Origin of the sequence: Nocardioides sp. GCM10027114, assembly GCF_042659625.1 — a bacterium.
In the GTDB taxonomy this organism is placed as follows: domain Bacteria; phylum Actinomycetota; class Actinomycetes; order Propionibacteriales; family Nocardioidaceae; genus Nocardioides.
The window spans coordinates 1-18,810 of sequence record NZ_JBHSSS010000007.1 but is presented as its reverse complement, the minus strand read 5'-3'; the positions used below and the strand labels follow the sequence as shown (position 1 = coordinate 18,810).

Here is an 18,810-nt window from a genome sequence, read left to right as displayed (position 1 = left end):
GTGGTCCGTGTGACGGGTGTGACGAAGCCCTAGGGTGGACAGCATGGCGACCCGTACGTCTTCCCCGCCGGGGTCGCGGAGCAAGAGCACGTCCTCGTCCAGTTCGAGCAAGTCCGGTTCCAGCCGGTCGGGCTCCACGAAGCGAGGAGGCTCGAGCACCCGATCCCGGAGTACCTCCAGCCGCAGCAGCACGCGCTCGACCAAGAGCTCGCGGCCGGCTCCGCGCGCCGTGCGCAGCGGTCCCGGCCCGGTCGCGCGCGGCTTCACCACGCTCGGACGGGGACTCGCCGCGGTGTGGATGGCGATCGCCCACGCCGTGGGGGCGACGGCACGCAGCATCGGCCGCACCGCCCGCGAGCTCGATCCCGAGCACCGCCGCGACGGCGTCGGCCTCGTCCTCTTCGCGCTGTCAGTCATCACCGCCGCGGCCGTCTGGTGGCAGCTGCCCGGCGGCGTCATGGACTTCTTCCGGACCGTGGTGTCCGGATCGGTGGGCAAGGTCGGCTGGTTCGTCCCGCTGATGCTGGTCGTCATCGGCTGGCGCAACATGCGCGACCCCGAGCACAACGGCCCGGCGGGCCGCCAGGTGATCGGCTGGAGCGCGCTCGGCTTCGGCATCCTCGGCATCGTCCACATCGCCAACGGCAGCCCGCAGCCCGTGCTCGGCGACTCCAGCTCCCTGGAGACCGCCGGCGGCGCCATCGGCTTCGTCGTCTCCAGCCTGCTGCTCGACCTGCTGCGCACGCCCTTCGTGGTGGTGCCGCTGCTCGCGATGCTCTCCTTCTTCGGCGTCCTCGTCATCACGGCGACGCCCGTCTACCAGGTTCCCCACCGGCTCGCCGAGACCCGCGACAAGCTGCTCGGGCGCCACTCCGCCGACGACGCTGCCGCTCGCCGCTCCGGCGACCGCGAGATCGACCCGGACATGGGCGACCCGGCGTACGACAGCCCGGTCGTCGAGGACCGTGAGGTCCGCAAGCGGCGCTCCCGCAAGCCCGCGCCCGTCGAGGACGACGCCCACACGGACGCCGAGACCGACGCCATCCCGGCCGTCGGCCTCGACGTCTTCGGCGCCCCCGAGCCGGCGGCGCCCGCCGGCAAGGCCGAGCTCGAGCCGCCGCCGCACACGCCGCTGCCGCCGCGGGTCGAGCAGCTCGCCCTGTCCGGCGACATCGCCTACTCGCTGCCCAGCGGCGAGGTGCTCAAGCCGGGCTCGCCCCACAAGGCGCGCTCGAAGGCCAGCGACGAGGTGGTCGGCCGGCTCACCCAGGTGCTGGAGGAGTTCGGCATCGACGCGCAGGTCACCGGCTACACCCGGGGCCCGACGGTCACCCGCTACGAGGTCGAGCTCGGCCCGGCGGTGAAGGTCGAGAAGGTCACCGCGCTCTCGAAGAACATCGCGTACGCCGTCGCCTCGGCCGACGTGCGCATCCTGAGCCCGATCCCCGGCAAGTCCGCCATCGGCATCGAGATCCCCAACGTCGACAAGGAGATCGTGTCGCTCGGCGACGTGCTGCGGTCCAACACCGCGCGCTCGGACCACCACCCGATGGTCGCCGGCCTCGGCAAGGACGTCGAGGGCGGCTTCGTCGTCGCGAACCTCGCGAAGATGCCGCACCTGCTGGTCGCGGGTGCCACCGGCTCCGGAAAGTCGTCGTTCATCAACTCGATGATCACCTCGGTGCTGATGCGGGCCACGCCCGACGAGGTTCGGATGATCATGGTCGACCCCAAGCGGGTCGAGCTCAACGCCTACGAGGGCGTGCCCCACCTGATCACCCCGATCATCACCAACCCGAAGAAGGCCGCCGAGGCGCTGGCCTGGGTCGTGCGCGAGATGGACATGCGCTACGACGACCTCGCCAACTTCGGGTTCCGCCACATCGACGACTTCAACAAGGCGGTCCGGGCGGGCAAGGTGGAGGTGCCGCCGGGCAGCGAGCGCGAGCTCGCGCCGTACCCCTACCTGCTGGTGATCGTCGACGAGCTCGCCGACCTGATGATGGTCGCCCCGCGCGACGTCGAGGACGCGGTCGTCCGGATCACCCAGCTCGCGCGTGCGGCCGGCATCCACCTGGTGCTCGCGACGCAGCGGCCCTCGGTCGACGTCGTCACCGGCCTCATCAAGGCGAACGTGCCGTCGCGACTCGCGTTCGCGACCTCGTCGCTGGCCGACAGCCGGGTCATCCTCGACCAGCCCGGCGCGGAGAAGCTGGTCGGCCAGGGTGACGGCCTGTTCCTGCCGATGGGCGCCTCGAAGCCCGTCCGCGTGCAGGGCTCGTGGGTCACCGAGGCCGAGATCCACCAGGTCGTCCGGCACTGCAAGGAACAGCTCGCACCGACCTACCGCGAGGACGTCACCGCCCCCGCCGCCAGCAAGCGCGAGCTCGACGACGACATCGGCGACGACATGGACCTCGTGGTCCAGGCGATCGAGCTGGTGGTGTCGACCCAGTTCGGCTCCACGTCGATGCTGCAGCGCAAGCTCCGCGTCGGCTTCGCCAAGGCGGGCCGGCTCATGGACATCCTCGAGAGCCGCGGCGTGGTCGGCCCGAGCGAGGGCTCGAAGGCACGCGACGTCCTGGTGAAGCCGGACGAGATCGACGGAGTGATCGCGACCATCCAGGGGGAGTCGTGAGCGAAGCGCGAGAGCGCTACGGGCGCAAGAGGACAGACCAGATGGACGTCGCGGTCGAGCTGCGAGCGATCCAGGGGGAGTCGTGAGCGAAGCGCGAGAGCGCTACGGGCGCAAGAGGACAGACCAGATGGACGTCGCGGTCGAGCTGCGAGCGATCCAGGGGGAGGGACAGTGATGGGTGCTGCAGAGGTCCACGACATCCACGACGGCCAGGACGAGGCCGGCACCATCGGCACCCCGGCCGGCGAGCCGCTGGGCCTGGCCCCCGACGTGGTCGAGGTGCGGCGCAACGCCGGCCTGGCCGCCCTCGTCGGCGCGCTCGGCTCGGCCGTCGCGATCGCCTACCTGGCGCGCGCCAGCGCCACCGGCGCCCCGCTCGACTGGGTGCTGGCCGGCGTGATGGGCGTGCTCGGCATGGTCCACCTGGTCGCCCTCGTCGACGCCCGCACGCCGCTGCTGGTGGCCGACGCCCAGGGCGTCCGGATCCGCCTCGGCCGCTCGTGGCGCGGGCTCCCGTGGGGCGCGCTGCGCCGGGTGGAGCACCGGCCGCGCCGCGGCCTGCTGCGCGACGGCCGGCTCGTGATGGTGGTGCACAACCCGGAGCGCCTCGTCGAGGAGCTCGATCCGCGGGGCCGCCGCCAGTCCCGGCTGGCCCGCCGCCTGTACGGCGCCCCGTTCGCGGTCCCGCTGGCCCTCTCGACGCGCGTCACCGGCGCCGGCGACGACCTGTCCGCGGCGCTCGAGCGGCTGTCGGGCGGCACGGTTCCCGTCGTCGACCCGACCCCCGTGCCCGAGACGACCGAGGCGTCGGAGGCGGACGAGCCGCCCGCCGCCGCCGCGGAGCCCGCGGAGGACATCGTCCGCGTCGAGCCCGACGAGCCCGAGACCGGCGACGACGACCAGCGCGAGGGGTCGCCCCGCGCCTGGCGCGACCCGCGGCCCGCCCTGGCCCACGGCCTCGGCGTTGCCGTGTCGCTGCTGCGGCGCCGCCGCCGCGAGCACGTCGAGCCCGCGGACGCCGTGGAAGCGGCCGACCCCGCCGGGCCCGAGGCCGACGAGCCCGTCGAGGCCGCCAGCCCGACCCCCAGCCCGCTGCGGATGCCCGTCATCGCCGCCCGGGTGGAGATGCGCGTCGAAGCCACGAAGGCCGGCGACACCGAGGAGACCGAGGAGCCGGGCGGGCGCCACCTGCGCCGTCCCGGCAGCGTCGACCTGGTCGAGGACACCCAGGTCTGGGGCGAGCGGGTGCGTCCGATCGCCAAGCCGGGCAGCGCGGTGGAGCCGCTGCTCATCGACGAGTTCGCGGTCGAGCCGGCCGAGGACCCCGTCGTCGGGCCCGAGCTGGTCGCGGCGCGGACCCGGCTGGGCCTGACCGTCGACCAGCTCGCCGAGCGGACCCGGATCCGGCCCCACGTCATCGAGTCCATCGAGGTCGACGACTTCGCCCCGTGCGGCGGCGACTTCTACGCGCGCGGCCACCTGCGCACCCTCGCCCGGGTGCTCGGGATCGACGTCGTGCCGCTGCTGGCGGCGTACGACGACCGCTACGCCGACGCCCCGATCAACGCGCGCCGGGTGTTCGAGGCCGAGCTGGCCACCGGTGCCCACGGCTCGATCCGCGGCACCCGCGGCGGTCCGAACTGGTCGGTCCTGGTGGCGGCCGTGATGGCGCTGGTGCTGGTCTGGTCGGTCGCCCGGCTCGTCATGGACAGCCCGGTCGAGCTGCGGGGCACCGCGCCGGTGCTCAACGGGTCGGCGGGCGTCGACAACGCCCCCAAGGCCGGCGAGCCCGTGCCCGTCGAGCTGACTGCCGCGGGCGGCGGCGCGCACGTCGTCGTGCGCGACGGCACCGGGTCGGTGGTCTTCAAGGGCAGCCTCGCCTTCGGCGAGACGCAGACGCTGCAGGTCTCGCCGCCGGTGCGGATCCAGTCCTCCGACGGCTCGCTGAAGGTGAGCATCGCCGGTCAGGACCGTGGGGCCCTCGGCGCGACGGGGGAGACGGCGCAGAACACCTTCCCCGTCGACTGAGCGTGGGCTGTGTCACTGCCGCCGGGTTCGCGCCCCCGGCGGCGGTGGCGCCATACTCGGTCTGATCATGACTTCCACCCCCACTGCCCCCGGTGCCGGCCCCCGCCCCGCCGACGCCCCGCTCCTCTCCGTCGCGATGGTCACGCTGGGCTGCGCGCGCAACGAGGTCGACTCCGAAGAGCTGGCCGGCCGCCTCGAGGCCGACGGCTTCCACCTCGTCGAGGACGCCTCCGAGGCCGACACCGTGGTGGTCAACACCTGCGGCTTCGTCGAGGCCGCCAAGAAGGACTCCGTCGACACGCTGCTGGAGGCGGCCGACCTCAAGCAGTCCGGCCGCACCCAGGCCGTCGTCGCGGTCGGCTGCCTCGCCGAGCGCTACGGCAAGGACCTCGCCGAGTCGCTGCCGGAGGCCGATGCGGTCCTCGGCTTCGACGACTACCCCGACATCGCGGCGCGGCTGCGCTCGATCGTCGCCGGGGAGGTGCACCACCCGCACACCCCGCAGGACCGTCGCAGGCTGCTGCCGATCTCGCCGGTCGACCGCGACGCCACCGCCGTCAGCGTCCCCGGCCACGGACTCGAGACGATCGGCGACGGCGCCCCCGCCACCGGGCCCCGCGCCGTCCGCCGCCGCCTGGACGGCGGCCCGATGGCGCCGCTGAAGCTGGCCAGCGGCTGCGACCGCCGCTGCTCGTTCTGCGCCATCCCGAGCTTCCGTGGCTCCTTCGTCAGCCGCCGCCCGTCTGACGTGCTCGCCGAGGCCCGCTGGCTGGCCGGGCAGGGCGTCCGCGAGCTGTTCCTCGTCAGCGAGAACTCCACCTCCTACGGCAAGGACCTCGGCGACCTGCGGCTGCTCGAGACGCTGCTGCCCGAGCTCGCCGGCATCGACGGCATCGCCCGGGTGCGGGTGTCCTACCTGCAGCCCGCCGAGACCCGGCCGGGCCTGGTCGAGGCGATCGCGTCGACGCCGGGCGTCGCGCCGTACTTCGACCTGTCCTTCCAGCACGCCAGCGCCACGGTGCTGCGGCGGATGCGCCGCTTCGGCGACCCGGAGAGCTTCCTCGGGCTGCTGGAGCGAGTCCGCGCGCTGGCGCCCGAGGCGGGGGTCCGCTCCAACGTGATCGTCGGCTTCCCCGGCGAGACCGAGGAGGACCTCGAGACGCTGTGCGACTTCCTCGTGGCCGCGCGGATGGACGTGACCGGCGTGTTCGGCTACTCCGACGAGGACGGCACCGAGGCCGCGTCGTACGACGGCAAGCTCGACGAGGACGAGGTCCGCGCCCGCACCGAGCACGTGACCGCGCTGGTCGAGGAGCTCAACGCGCAGCGCGCCGAGGAGCGCATCGGCGAGACCGTCGAGGTGCTCGTCGAGTCGGTCTCCGCCGGAACGGCCGAGGGCCGTGCCCACCTGCAGGGCCCGGAGGTCGACGGCACCACCGTCCTCGAGCCCGCCCCGACCGGCGTCGCCGTCGGTGACCTGGTCACCGCGGAGGTCGTCGCCACCGACGGGGTCGACCTCGTCGCCCGACCGACCGGAGGAGTGCAGTGAGCGGCACCGAGGCGCAGGCCAGCAACCTGAACCTGCCGAACGCCCTGACGACCCTGCGCATCGTGATGGTGCCCTTCTTCGCGTGGGCGCTGCTCCAGGACGGCGGGGACTCGATCACCTGGCGCCTGGTGGCGTTCGGGATCTTCGTCGCCGCGATGATCACCGACAAGATCGACGGCGACATCGCGCGGGCCCGCAACCTCGTCACCAACTTCGGCAAGATCGCCGACCCGATCGCCGACAAGGCGATCACCGGCATGGCCTTCATCGGGCTGTCGCTGGTCGGCGACGTGTGGTGGTGGGTCACCATCCTGGTGCTGCTGCGCGAGTGGAGCGTCACGCTGCTGCGGCTCTCGATCCTCCAGCACGTCGTCCTCGCCGCCTCGCAGAGCGGCAAGATCAAGACGACCCTGCAAGGCGTCGCGCTGTCCGTGCTGCTGCTGCCGCTGCCGCACGGCAACGCCCACGGCGGCAACTTCGACGCCTTCGGGCTCCCGGGCGAGATCCTCTTCTACGCCGGGCAGCTCGTCCTCGCCGGTGCCGTCGCGATGACGGTCTGGTCGGGCTACGAGTTCTTCCGCGACGTGTGGCGCCAGCGCCACACCATGCGCGCGGGGCGCGACCAGGAGTGACGCCGACGCGCCGGCGTTTGCCGGCGCTCGCGGAGGCCACGGACTAGGGTGTGCCGGGTCACGCCCCGGCCGTGAGGCCACGATCTCGGGAGCCCTGCCTTGCCCGCCTTGCCTGCGTCCATACCTGTCTCCGGGCCTGCCCCCAGGAAGCCCGCCGTGCTGATCGCCGGCCTCGCCGCGCTCGCCACCGGCCTCACCGCGGTTGCGACGGTCCCGGCCGCGCACGCGGCAGACCCCGCGGGACAGGGGGTCGTCATCAGCGAGGTCTTCGGCGGCGGCGGCAACAGCGGCGCCACGCTCAAGCAGGACTTCATCGAGCTCTACAACCCCACCGGCACGGCGGTGAGCGTCGACGGCTGGTCCGTCCAGTACCGCTCGGCCACGGGCACGACCGCTCAGGTCACCGCGCTGTCCGGGTCGGTCCCGGCGCGCGGCCACTACCTCGTCCAGCAGGCGGCGGGCACTGGCGGCACGCAAGACCTGCCGACCCCTGACGCCACGGGCAGCATCCCGATGTCGGGCTCGGCGGGGGTCGTCCTGCTCACCAGCAGCACCACCCCGTTCACCGCGACCGGCGACCTCGCCGGCAGCACCGCGGTCGTCGACGCGGTCGGCTACGGCAGCACCCCGACGACGTACGAGACCGCCCGCACCGGCGTCAACCTGACCTCCACGACCTCGGCGCAGCGCGCCGCGGCCGGCACCGACACCGACCACAACGCCAACGACTTCGAGGAGGCCGCGCCCACGCCCACCAGCTCGCAGACCGGCGGGGATCCCGAGCCCGAGCCGGCTCCCGAGGTCGTGACGATCGCCCAGGTCCAGGGCACCGGCGACGCCTCGCCGCTGGTCGGCCGGACCGTCACCACCCGCGGCGTCGTCACCGCCAACTACCCGAGCGGTGGCTTCAACGGCTTCTACATCCAGACCGCCGGCACCGGTGCCGGCGAGGACGCGACGCCGGGCGCCTCCGACGGCCTGTTCGTCTACGGCGCCGCCGTCGACGAGTCCACGCTGGCGATCGGCGACCACGTGCAGGTCACCGGCGAGGTCGGTGAGTACACCCAGGGTGGGGGCGGCCGGACCAGCTCGCTCACCCAGCTCCGCCCCGCGGCTGCCGGCGACGTCATCGTGCTCGCCGAGCCGGCCGTCGCTCCCAAGCCGCTGGTGACGACGTGGTTCGCCACCGACGCCGAGCGCGAGGCGCACGAGGGCGAGCTCGTCGAGCTGACCGGCCCGCTGACCGTCACCAACAGCTACAACACCCACCAGTACGGCGAGGTCGGGCTCGCGGTCGGCACCACCCCGCTCGTGCAGCCGACCGAGGTGGAGGACGCGCAGACCGGGGACGTCGCCGGCGTGGCTGCCGACAACGAGCGGCGCCTGGTGACCCTCGACGACGGTAGGAGCGTCAACTTCGCCGGCTCGGCGAGCGGCACGCCCATGTCGTGGCTCACGGCCGACCGCACGGTCCGCACCGGCGCCGCCGCGACCCTGCTCGCGCCGGTTGTGGTCGACCACCGCAACGGCCTCTACAAGGTGCAGCCGACCTCGCCGGTCGAGGGCGCGGGCGCCGACGTGGCCGCGTTCGAGGACACCCGGACCGACGCCCCCGCGGAGGTGGGCGGCGACATCCGGCTCGCGACGTTCAACGTGCTCAACTACTTCCCGACCACGGGCGCGGAGTACGTCGCCTCCGGCGGCAGCTGCAGCTACTACACCGACCGCGCTGGCAACCCGGTCACCACCCGCGACTGTGGGCCGACCGGTCCGCGGGGCGCGGCGAACGAGGAGAACCTCGCCCGCCAGCAGGCGAAGATCGTCGCCGCCATCAACCGCCTCGACGCCAGCATCGTGGGGCTCGAGGAGATCGAGAACAGCGCCAAGTACGGCAAGGACCGCGACTTCGCGGTCGCCCGGCTCGTCGAGGCGCTCAACGCCGACGCCGGCGCCGGCACCTGGGACTACGTCCCCTCGCCGGCGCAGCGGCCCGACGTGTCGCTGGAGGACGTCATCCGCACCGCCTTCATCTACCGGCCCGACGACGTGGTGCCGGTGGGGGAGAGCGCGATCCTCGAGGACGAGGTCAACTTCGACAACGCCCGGGAGCCGCTCGCCCAGGCCTTCACCGCGGCGGACGGTGAGGAGGACCCCGAGGGCACCGACGCGTTCGCGGTCATCGTGAACCACTTCAAGTCCAAGGGCTCCGGCGTCGACGACGGCACCGGCCAGGGCCTCGCCAACCCCGACCGCATCGGGCAGGCCCAGGCGCTCCGCGACTTCGCGGACACGTTCGCCGCCCAGCGCGGCACCGAGGCGGTCTTCCTGACCGGCGACTTCAACGCCTACACGATGGAGGACCCGATGCAGGTCCTCTACGAGGCGGGCTACGAGGCCGTGGAGTCCTCGACCCCCGGTGAGGAGACCTACGTGTTCGGCGGTCTCGTCGGCTCGCTCGACCACGTGCTCGCCAACGAGGCGGCAGCCGCGATGGTCACCGGTGCGGACGTATGGAACATCAACGCCGTCGAGCCGGTCGGCTACGAGTACAGCCGCTACAACGCCAACGTGACCGACCTGTACGCCGCCGGGCCGTTCCGGTCCTCCGACCACGACCCCGAGGTCGTCGGCCTCGACCTCGACGGCGAGACCGAGCCGGGAGAGCCCGCGGGCGACCTCCGGGTGAAGGTGACGCCGCGCCGCGTCTGGGAGGACCGGACCCGGCCCAAGGTGCACGTGCGGGTCGCCGACAGCGAGGAGCCCGGCACCGGTGAGGTCGCCGTCGCGGTCGACGGCGAGCAGGTCGGCACCTGCGAGCTGCGCGGCGGCGCCTGCCGGGTCCGGCTCATTGCCTTCGAGGAGGCCGGTGACCACACCGTCACGGTGACGTGGCCGGGCGACGGGTCCGCGGCTGCCGTGTCGGAGAGTGTCGTGGTGACCGTCCACGAGGTCCGCGGCAAGGGTGGCAAGGACAAGGGCGACCAGACCAAGGGCGGCAAGAACAAGAAGGACAAGAAGAACCGGAAGCGCTGACCCGCCCGGAACTTCGCCCCGACCCGCCCGAAGGCTTCGGGCGGGTCGGTGTGCTTCAGGCGTCGGCGAGCACGTACGCCGCCTGCACCAGGGCGAGGTGGCTGAACGCCTGGGGGAAGTTGCCGGTCATCCGGCCGCGCCCCCCGTCGTAGGTAGGGTCGTACTCCTCCGAGAGCAGCCCCACGTCGTTCTTCAGCGCGCAGAGCCGGTCGAAGAGGGCGTGGGCGTCGTCGACCCGGCCGCACATCGCATAGGCGGAGACGAGCCAGAACGAGCAGGCGAGGAAGGGGCTCTCGTCGCCGGCGATCCCGTCGACCCCCGTCTCGGTCCGGTAGCGGAGCAGCAGGCCCTCGTGCATCAGGTCCTGCTCGATGGCCTCGATGGTGCCGATCATGCGGGGGTCGTCGCCGTCGATGAACCCGACGAGGGGGAGCACGAGCAGGGAGGCATCGACCTCCCGCGTGTCGTAGTGCTGGGTGAAGGTGTTGCGCTCGGGGTCGAAGCCGCGGGAGAGCACCTCCTCGCGGACCTTGTCCCGCAGCCGGCGCCAGTCCTCGACAGGTCCGGGCAGGCCGTACTTCTCGACGGCCATGACGGCTCGGTCGAAGGCGGCCCAGACCATCACTCGCGAGTGCGTGAAGTGCTGCTGCGGCCCGCGGATCTCCCACAACCCGTGGTCCGGCTCGTCCCAGTGCCGCGCCAGCTCCTCGACGAGGACGGTCTGCAGCGCCCATGCGTGCTCGTCGCTGTCGAGCCCGCAGGACCGGGCCTGCTCGAGCGCGATCATCACCTCGCCGAGCACGTCGGTCTGGCGCTGGCAGACAGCGCCGTTGCCGATGCGGACCGGTGTCGAGCCCTCGTAGCCGGGGAGGTGGGGCAGCTCGTGCTCGGGAAGCCTCCGGGCTCCGTCGACGGCGTACATGATCTGCAGGTCCTCGGGGTCGCCCGCCACGGCGCGCAGCAGCCAGTCGCGCCACAGCTCGACCTCGTCGGTGTAGCCCGCCGCCACCAGTGACTCCAGCGTCAGGGCGGCGTCACGCAGCCAGCAGTAGCGGTAGTCCCAGTTGCGCTCGCCGCCGATCGCCTCCGGAAGCGAGGTCGTGGGGGCGGCCACGATGCCGCCGGTCTGCTCGTGGGTCAGCAGCCGCAGCGTCAGCAGCGACCGGAGCACGACCTCGGCGTGCGGCACGCCGCGCGTCCGCGCCCGGCGCACCCAGCGGGCGTCGTCGTGCCGCGTGGTGTCGATGCAGCCGCTGACGTCCACCAGCTTCGGGTGCTGCTTGTACGACGGCACCCACGTGGTGGAGAAGGTGAGCTCGTCGCCCTCGCCCACGTCGAACACGTCGCCGTGCCGGTGGTCCGTGGCATGCGGGAGCCGGGGTCCGCGCAGGATCAGCATGTCGGGACCCGCGGTGGCGGTGATGACCGTCTCCCCGTGAATACGCCGCCGTCGTACCCACGGCGTCACCGCGCCGTAGTCGAGGCGGACGATCCAGGAATGGCGCATGCGCACCGTGCCGCGGACCCCGGTGATCCGCCGGACCAGGTCGGCGCGCCCGTCCCCGGTCGGCATCAGGTCGAGCAGCGTGACCTCTCCGGAGGCGGTCGTGAACGTCGTCTCGAGCAGCGTCGAGTGGTCCACGTAGCGCCGCGAGACGTCGTAGGGGCCGTCCGGGCACAGCTGCCACCGGCCGTGGTCCTCGTCGCCGAGCAGCGCGGCGAAGCAGGCAGGGGAGTCGAAGCGGGGCAGGCACAACCAGTCGACGGAGCCGTCCAGCCCGACCAGGGCCGCGGTGTGCCGGTCGCCGACGAGTGCGTAGTCCTCGATGGGCAGGGCCATGCTGTGAGGCTATCGAGGCGCAAAACCGGGGCGGGCCTAGTCTCGGGGCATGGCCGACCAAGCTGCCCGCGTGCTCGACCTCCTCCGCGCCGCCGGCCGGACGGTCGCCACCGCCGAGTCGCTCACGGGCGGCCGGCTCGCTGCGCGGCTGACCGCGGTGCCCGGGTCGTCGGACGCCTACGTCGGCGGCGTCGTCTCCTACGCCACCGCGCTGAAGGTCTCGCTGCTCGAGGTGCCGCAGGCGTTGGCCGACCGGCACGGCGTGGTCTCGGCCGAGTGCGCGCGGGCGATGGCCGAGGGGGTGCGGCGGGCGACGGGGGCGTCGTACGGCGTGAGCACCACCGGCGTCGCGGGTCCGGGGCCGCAGGACGGTGTCCCGGCCGGCACGGTCTACGTCGGTCTCGCCGGCCCGGACGGGTCCGCGGCCCTGGCCCTGGAGCTGCCGGGAGGGCGGCACACGGTGCAGGACCGCACCTGCGAGGAGGCCTTGTCGGCGTTCGCTGACATGCTCGCGGGCAACACGGGTGCGGGCAACGGTGTCGATCTCGGCGTGGATCAGGGTGGGGAAGAAACCACCCTCGGGTAGCGTTGCCCACGAGTCACACAGGAAGGACAGGGCCATGGTGCTGTTTCGTCGACTGCTCGGCGACGTGCTCCGCGACCGGCGGATCCGGCGCGGCATGACCCTGCGCCAGGTGTCCGCGGAGGCGCGGGTCAGCCTGGGCTACATCTCCGAGATCGAGCGCGGCCAGAAGGAAGCCTCCTCGGAGCTCCTCTCGTCCCTGTGCGCCGCCCTCGACGTGCCGCTCTCCGACGTGCTCCGCGAGGTCTCCGACGCCGTCGCGGTCGAGGAGGCCGCCGCGGCCGCCACCCCGATCGCCGTCAGCCAGCGCGTGTCCGGCGAGGTCGTCGCCTCCGCCGCCTGACCTCCGGGTCGGTTCTCAGCCGTCCCCCCAGGTCACCCCGCCGGCCGGCTCCGGCTGGCAGGCCGGGCACCAGTACGCCGCCCGCTCGCGGCCGTTCGGCCCCGACATCTGCACCGTGACCGGGGTGCCGCAGCGTCGGCACGCCCGCTTGTCGCGTCGGTAGACCCACATCCGCTCGCGCTCACGCAGGTCGCCGGTGGTGGTCTGCACCGCACGCTCCTTGTTGAGGTCGAGCATCTGCCGCGCCCGCCGCACCAGCCGGCGCAGGTCGGGCACGTCGCCGATCGGGGCACGGGGGTGGACGCCGCTGGTGAAGCACAGCTCGGCGGCGTACATGTTGCCGATGCCGGCGAGGTTGGTCTGGTCGAGCAGCGCCTCGTGGACCGGCCGCCCGGGGTCGCGCAGCAGCCGACGCAGCGCCTCCTCCTCGTCCCAGTCGGGTCCGAGCAGGTCGGGGCCGAGGTGGCCGACGACGTCGTGCTCGAGGTGGCGGGGGATGAGCTCGACGATCCCGAGGGTGAAGCCGACCGCGACGCGGTGCTCGGTGGAGAGCACGACCCGCGCCTCGTGGGCGGGACGGCGCCACCGCTGGTGGGGCTCGTAGACCTGCCATGCGCCCTCCATCTTGAGGTGGGTGTGGAGGGTCCACGGCTGGCCGCCGTTGTCGGGCGAGGCGTCGATCCGGGTGAGCAGGTGCTTGCCGCGGGACAGCGTGTGGAGCACGGTCGCGCCGGACAGGTCGACCGTCGCCAGCTGTGGCACCCGGAAGTCGGTGGCGGTCAGCGTCTGCCCGGCGAGGGCCCGGTCGAGGGTCCGCGCCGCGCGGTAGACGGTGTCGCCCTCAGGCACGGAGCCGCAGTCCCTTCGGCGTGGAGAGGAATCCGGCGTCCTGCAACGCCTGCCGCAGCGGGGTGGTCCCGGCGCCGAGCAGCTGCTCGCCGTCGGCGCGCTCCACGGTCAGCCGGCCGAGCGAGCCGCGGCGGGCGGCCTCGGCGAGCGACTCGGCCGCGGGCGCGAGCAACGCGGCGTCGTCCGACCAGGTCAGCAGGCTGCGGCCACCGCGCTCGACGTACAGGACGAGCCGCCCGTCGACCAGGACCACGAGCGCGCCCGCCTTGCGGCCTGGCCGGTGGCCGCTCGCGCCCTCCCGGGTCTCGTCGGTGGCCTCGCGCTCCGGCCACGGCAGCGCGGCGCCGTAGGGGTTGGCGGGGTCTGTCGCGGCCAGGGCGACCGCGACCGGCTTGGCGTCCGGGTCGGTCTCGCCGAAGGTGCGCAGCCGGTCGACCGCGCCGGCCGTGCCGAACTGGGCGGCGCCGAGCCCGGAGACGAAGTAGCCGCGGCGGCACCGGCCGGACTCCTCGAAGGCGGAGAGCACCTTGTAGACGGCGGCGAACCCCCCGGGGGCGCGCTCGCTGACGACGGCGCCGCGGATGACCACGCCGTGGCGGTCGAGCAGCCGCTCGGCCGCGGCGTGGGCGCGTCGGGTGGGGTCGGTGTCGATCTCCGGCAGCATCGCCCAGCGTCCGGCGGTCTCGGGCGGGCCGGTGCGCACGGGCATGCGGGGCCGTCCGGAGCTGCTGGTGCGGATCCGGGCCGGTGGCCGCCGGCTGCGGTGGCTGCTGCTGCCGGAGCGGGTGAGGGCGCGCAGCGGTGCGAGCGTGTCGTTGCCGATCCGGCCGGCCCACACCAGCTCCCACAGCGCCGCCGCGAGCGCCCGGTCGTCGGTCGAGCCGACGGCGTCCGAGAGCTGGCGGAAGAACCACGCGCCGCCCGGTGCCAGCGCGTCGAGGACGGCCTGGTGGAGCTCGGAGTGCTCGAACGGCGCGGGCTCGGGCAGCGTGAGCGGTGCCTGGTCGGCAAGGTGCAGCGAGACCCAGCCATCGGTGCCGGGCAGCGAGGCGTGGCCGGCCCACAGCACCTCGCCCGTGCTGGTGAGCTCGTCGAGGTACGCCGGCTCGTAGTCGCGGACCCGGGACGGGAGCACCAGGCTCTCCAGCGCCGATGCCGGGACCGGGGCACCGGCGAGCTGGTCGATGACGGTCAGCACGCCGTCGACTCCGCGCGGGCCCCGGCCGGTGCGGCCGTCCGAGGAGACGACGTGCTGCCAGGCGGTGAGGAACCTGCCGAGCGCCTCCGGCTCGACCGGCTCGACCTCCTTGCGTAGCCGTGCCAGCGAGCGGCGGCGCAGCTTGCGCAGCACCTCGGCGTCGCACCACTCCGACCCCGCGCCGGACGGCCGGAACTCGCCGTCGAGGACGCGGCCCTGCGCGGCCAGCCGCTGCAGGGTGTGGCGGACCACGGCGGCACCGAGCCCGAGTCGAGTCGCCACCTCCTCGGTGGTGAACGGTCCGTGGGTGCGGGCGTGCCGGGCGACGAGGTCGCCGAGCGGGTCCTCGACCGGGTCGACGAACGCATCGGGAGTGCCGGGCGGCACGGGGACGCCGAGACCGTCGCGGAGCCGGCCGACGTCCTCGACGGTCGCCCAGCGCTCCTCGCCCGCGACCCGGACCTCGACGACGCGGCGCTGCCCGGCGAGCGTGTCGAGCCAGTCGGGGACGGCGTCGGGGGTGGTGCTGCGCGCCTGCACCTCAGCGGTGGTGAGCGGGCCCAGCAGCCGCAGCATGTCGGCGACTGCCTCGGCGTCCCGGGCGAGGCGGTCGGGCGCGAGCCGCTGCAGCTCGGCCTCCACCTCGGCGAGCACCTCGGGGTCGAGCAGCTCGCGCAGCTCGGCGCGGCCGAGCAGCTCGGCGAGCAGCCCCTGGTCGAGGGACAGCGCGGCTGCCCGGCGCTCGGCGATGGGGGAGTCGCCCTCGTAGACGAACTGGGCGACGTACCCGAAGAGCAGGGTGCGGGCGAACGGCGACGGCTGGTGCGTGGAGACGTCGACCACCTGCACCTCGCGCTGGTCGACGCGCTTCATCAGCGCCAGCAGCGCGGGCAGGTCGTAGACGTCCTGCAGGACCTCGCGGACGGCCTCGAGGACGATGGGGAACGACGGGTACTTCGCGGCGACCTCGAGCAGCTGTGCAGAGCGCTGCCGCTGCTGCCACAGCGGCGAGCGGCGGCCGGGGTCGCGGCGGGGGAGCAGCAGCGCACGAGCGGCACACTCGCGGAACCGCGCGGCGAACAGAGCGGATCCGCCGACCTCGTCGGTGACGATCTGCTCGATCTCGTCGGGCTCGAACGCGATGAGCTCGCCGGTGGGCGGCTCGGCGTCGGTCTCGGGGACCCGGATGACGATGCCGTCGTCGGAGGCGACCGCCTGGCCGTCGATGCCGAACCGCTCGCGCAGCCGGGCGTTGATGGCCAGCGCCCAGGGGGCGTGGACCGGGGTGCCGTACGGCGAGTGGACCACCAGCCGCCAGTCGCCGAGCTCGTCGCGGAACCGCTCGACCAGCAGCGTGGTGTCGCTGGGCACGACCTGGGTCGCCTCGACCTGCTCGCCGAGGTAGTCGACGAGGTTGCCGGCGGCGTACTCGTCGAGGCCGTCGCGGCGGGCCCGCTCGACGGCCTTCTTGCGGGGGAGCGCGGTGAGCTCGCGGGTGAAGGCGCCGATGGCACCGCCCAGCTCGGCGGGGCGGCCGAGGCTGTCGCCCTTCCAGAAGGGGAGCCGGCCGGGGACACCCGGGGCGGGCGTGACGAGCACCCGGTCGTGGGTGATGTCCTCGATGCGCCAGCTGGTGGCGCCCAGTGCGAAGACGTCGCCGACGCGGGACTCGTAGACCATCTCCTCGTCGAGCTCGCCGACGCGGCGGCCGGGGCCCTCTCCACCGACGAGGAAGACGCCGAAGAGGCCGCGGTCGGGGATGGTGCCGCCGCTGGTGACGGCGAGCCGCTGCGCGCCGGGGCGGCCGGTGAGGACGCCGGTGACCCGGTCCCAGACGATGCGCGGCCGGAGCTCGGCGAACTCGTCGGACGGGTAGCGGCCCGCCAGCAGGTCGAGGGTCGCCTCGAACGCCGAGCGCGGCAGCGCAGTGAACGGGGCGCTGCGCTTGACGAGCTCGAGCAGGTCGTCGACCGGCCAGGCATCCATCGCGGTGGCCGCGACGACCTGCTGGGCCAGCACGTCGAGCGGGTTGGTCGGCACCCGCAGCGCCTCGATGCCGCCGGTGCGCATCCGGTCGACCGACACCGCGGTCTGGGCGAGGTCGCCGCGGTGCTTGGGGAACAGCACGCCGCGGGACACCTCGCCGACCTGGTGGCCGGCGCGACCCACGCGCTGGAGCGCGCTGGCCACGCTGGGCGGCGACTCGATCTGGACGACGAGGTCGACCGCGCCCATGTCGATGCCGAGCTCGAGGCTGCTGGTGGCCACCACGCACGGCAGCCGCCCGGCCTTGAGGTCGTCCTCGATGAGGGCGCGCTGCTCCTTGGAGACCGAGCCGTGGTGGGCGCGGGCGATCACGGCCTCCGCGCCCTGGGACTGGCCGGCCTGGGCCATCACCTGCGCGGGCACCCGGCCCGTCGAGTCGGGACCTCCAGCCGTCGAGTCGGGAGTTCCTGCGCCCGAGTCGGGACTCCCGGTGAGCGCGGCCAGCCGGTCGGTGGCGATCTCGTTGAACCGGGCAGTCAGCCGCTCGGCCAGGCGGCGGGAGTTGGCGAAGACGATGGTCGAGCGGTGGCTGCTGATCAGGTCGACCACGCGCTCCTCGACGTGCGGCCAGATGCTGGCGTTGCGGGTCGGGTCGCCCTCGCCGGAGTCGTCGTACGGCTCGGGGGCGGTCATGTCCTCGACGGGGACGACGACCTTGAGGTCCCACTGCTTCTCCGACGGGGGCGCCACGATCTCGACCGGGGCGGACCCGCCGAGGAAGCGGGCGACCTCCTCCAGGGGCCGGACCGTCGCGGACAGCCCGATCCGCTGGGCGGGCTTGTCGAGCAGGGCGTCGAGCCGCTCGAGGGTGACAGCGAGGTGGGCGCCCCGCTTCGTGCCGGCGACGGCGTGGACCTCGTCGAGGATCACCGTCTCGACGCCGCGCAGCGACTCGCGGGCCTGCGAGGTGAGCATCAGGAAGAGCGATTCCGGCGTCGTGATCATGATGTCGGGCGGGCTGGTCGAGAGCCGGCGCCGGTCGGCGGCGCTGGTGTCGCCGGACCGCACCCCGACGGTCACCTCGGGGACGGGGGTGCCGAGCCGCTCGGCGGTGTTGCGGATGCCGATGAGCGGCGCGCGCAGGTTGCGCTCGACGTCGACGGCCAGCGCCTTGAGCGGGGAGACGTAGAGGACCCGGCACCGGCGCTGCTTCTCCGCCGGCGGCCCCTCGACCATGAGCCGGTCGAGCGACCACAGGAAGGCGCTGAGCGTCTTGCCCGAACCGGTCGGTGCGACGACGAGGGCGTTGCGCCCGGCGCCGATGGCGTCCCAGGCGCCTGCCTGAGCAGCGGTCGGCTCCGCGAACGCCGCCGCGAACCAGGTGCGGGTCGGTTCGCTGAAGGCGTCGAGGGCGGTCACCAGTTCATCTTGCCTGACGCCACCCACAGCCCCGGCGCGTCGCGGGCCCGGTCGGGGTCAGATCCTGGCCGGGCCGGCGGCCAGGTCGGCGTCGAGCTCGACCTCCACCTTCCAGCGAGGGTCGAGCAGCCCGGCCACCACCACCATCGTGCTGGCCGGCCTCACGTCGCCGAAGACCTCGCCGTGCACGCCACCGACAGCTACCGCGTCGGCCGCATCGACGACGTACTGCCGGGTGCGGACGACGTGCTCCGGCCCGCCACTCAGCTCGGCCAGCGCGGCGAGCGCGATCTCCCAGCAGCGCCGGGCCTGCACCGCTGGGTCGGGGTCGACCTCGCCGTCCGGCCACACCGGCGCGGTTCCGCTGACCGCCACCAGGTCCCCGTGACGCACGGCCCGGCTGAACCCGATGGACTGCTCGTACGGCGAGCCGGAGGCGGCGTGGGTGCGCGACATGCAGCGAGCCTAGGGCCAGTGAGATGGGCAGGGCGGTGACCGTACGCCGGTCGAGCCCGTCGAGACCCGGGGGACGTAGGCAGGGCGGTGACCGTACGCCGGTCGAGCCCGTCGAGACCCGGGGGACGTAGGCAGGGCGGTGACCGTACGCCGGTCGAGCTCGTCGAGACCCGGGTGAGGTGGGCAGGGCGGTGACCGTACGCCGGTCGAGCTCGTCGAGACCCGGGTGAGGTGGGCAGGGCGGTGACCGTACGCC

General features: G+C 73.7%; 11 protein-coding genes. 7 read left to right on the top strand and 4 right to left on the bottom strand.

Annotated features, from left to right (window positions below; all coding sequences use genetic code 11):
* The first annotated feature begins 43 nt into the window (after positions 1 to 43).
* From ACFP2E_RS04125 to ACFP2E_RS04105, 5 genes are all read left to right on the top strand, one after another.
* The gene (locus ACFP2E_RS04125; protein WP_378521381.1) at positions 44 to 2,638 is read left to right on the top strand and encodes a DNA translocase FtsK; all 2,595 of its coding nucleotides are present in this window, start codon (positions 44 to 46) and stop codon (positions 2,636 to 2,638) included.
* Positions 2,639 to 2,812: 174 nt separating this feature from the next.
* On the top strand, positions 2,813 to 4,666 hold the full coding sequence (locus ACFP2E_RS04120) for a helix-turn-helix domain-containing protein (protein WP_378521382.1): 1,854 nt from the start codon (positions 2,813 to 2,815) through the stop codon (positions 4,664 to 4,666).
* A gap of 67 nt (positions 4,667 to 4,733) precedes the next feature.
* On the top strand, positions 4,734 to 6,215 hold the full coding sequence (gene rimO / locus ACFP2E_RS04115; protein ID WP_378521383.1) for a 30S ribosomal protein S12 methylthiotransferase RimO: 1,482 nt from the start codon (positions 4,734 to 4,736) through the stop codon (positions 6,213 to 6,215).
* Entirely contained in the window at positions 6,212 to 6,847 is a 636-nt protein-coding gene (gene pgsA / locus ACFP2E_RS04110) for a CDP-diacylglycerol--glycerol-3-phosphate 3-phosphatidyltransferase (RefSeq protein ID WP_378521384.1), read from the top strand. Before rimO ends, pgsA begins: the two co-directional genes overlap by 4 nt.
* 156 nt (positions 6,848 to 7,003) lie before the next feature.
* The gene (locus ACFP2E_RS04105) at positions 7,004 to 9,880 is read left to right on the top strand and encodes an ExeM/NucH family extracellular endonuclease (protein ID WP_378521385.1); all 2,877 of its coding nucleotides are present in this window, start codon (positions 7,004 to 7,006) and stop codon (positions 9,878 to 9,880) included.
* 55 nt (positions 9,881 to 9,935) lie between these two features.
* On the opposite strand, the gene ACFP2E_RS04100 is transcribed toward ACFP2E_RS04105, so the two are convergent.
* Positions 9,936 to 11,720, bottom strand: a complete 1,785-nt coding sequence (locus ACFP2E_RS04100) for a glycoside hydrolase family 15 protein (RefSeq protein WP_378521386.1) — start codon at positions 11,718 to 11,720, stop codon at positions 9,936 to 9,938.
* Positions 11,721 to 11,769: 49 nt separating this feature from the next.
* On the opposite strand from ACFP2E_RS04100, the gene ACFP2E_RS04095 reads away from it, so the two are divergent.
* Positions 11,770 to 12,306, top strand: coding sequence for a CinA family protein (locus tag ACFP2E_RS04095; protein WP_378521387.1), 537 nt, complete (start codon positions 11,770 to 11,772; stop codon positions 12,304 to 12,306).
* A 34-nt stretch (positions 12,307 to 12,340) separates the two neighbouring features.
* Positions 12,341 to 12,646: a helix-turn-helix domain-containing protein gene (locus ACFP2E_RS04090; RefSeq protein WP_378521388.1), complete on the top strand. Its 306-nt coding sequence runs from the start codon at positions 12,341 to 12,343 to the stop codon at positions 12,644 to 12,646.
* Positions 12,647 to 12,661: 15 nt separating this feature from the next.
* Here the strand turns inward: ACFP2E_RS04090 and ACFP2E_RS04085 are convergent, their stop codons facing one another.
* From ACFP2E_RS04085 to ACFP2E_RS04075, 3 genes are read right to left on the bottom strand one after another with little or no spacing between them, the layout of a single operon-like run.
* The gene (locus tag ACFP2E_RS04085) at positions 12,662 to 13,495 is read right to left on the bottom strand and encodes a DNA-formamidopyrimidine glycosylase family protein (protein WP_378521389.1); all 834 of its coding nucleotides are present in this window, start codon (positions 13,493 to 13,495) and stop codon (positions 12,662 to 12,664) included.
* Entirely contained in the window at positions 13,488 to 18,098 is a 4,611-nt protein-coding gene (locus ACFP2E_RS04080; protein WP_378521390.1) for an ATP-dependent helicase, read from the bottom strand. The genes ACFP2E_RS04085 and ACFP2E_RS04080 overlap by 8 nt, the downstream gene beginning before the upstream one ends.
* Before the next feature lie 57 nt (positions 18,099 to 18,155).
* Positions 18,156 to 18,554 carry a RidA family protein gene (locus tag ACFP2E_RS04075; protein ID WP_378521391.1) on the bottom strand — a complete coding sequence of 133 codons (399 nt, stop codon included), beginning with the start codon at positions 18,552 to 18,554 and terminating at the stop codon, positions 18,156 to 18,158.
* Between the last annotated feature and the right edge of the window lie 256 nt (positions 18,555 to 18,810).

What these genes read in the sequence shown, in the direction of transcription:
- ACFP2E_RS04125 (WP_378521381.1), top strand. Translation starts at nt 44, where the DNA reads ATGGCGACCCGTACGTCTTCCCCGCCGGGGTCGCGGAGCAAGAGCACG.
- ACFP2E_RS04120 (WP_378521382.1), top strand. Translation starts at nt 2,813, where the DNA reads ATGGGTGCTGCAGAGGTCCACGACATCCACGACGGCCAGGACGAGGCC.
- rimO (WP_378521383.1), top strand. Translation starts at nt 4,734, where the DNA reads ATGACTTCCACCCCCACTGCCCCCGGTGCCGGCCCCCGCCCCGCCGAC.
- ACFP2E_RS04100 (WP_378521386.1), bottom strand. Translation starts at nt 11,720, where the DNA reads ATGGCCCTGCCCATCGAGGACTACGCACTCGTCGGCGACCGGCACACC.
- ACFP2E_RS04095 (WP_378521387.1), top strand. Translation starts at nt 11,770, where the DNA reads ATGGCCGACCAAGCTGCCCGCGTGCTCGACCTCCTCCGCGCCGCCGGC.
- ACFP2E_RS04090 (WP_378521388.1), top strand. Translation starts at nt 12,341, where the DNA reads ATGGTGCTGTTTCGTCGACTGCTCGGCGACGTGCTCCGCGACCGGCGG.
- ACFP2E_RS04075 (WP_378521391.1), bottom strand. Translation starts at nt 18,554, where the DNA reads ATGTCGCGCACCCACGCCGCCTCCGGCTCGCCGTACGAGCAGTCCATC.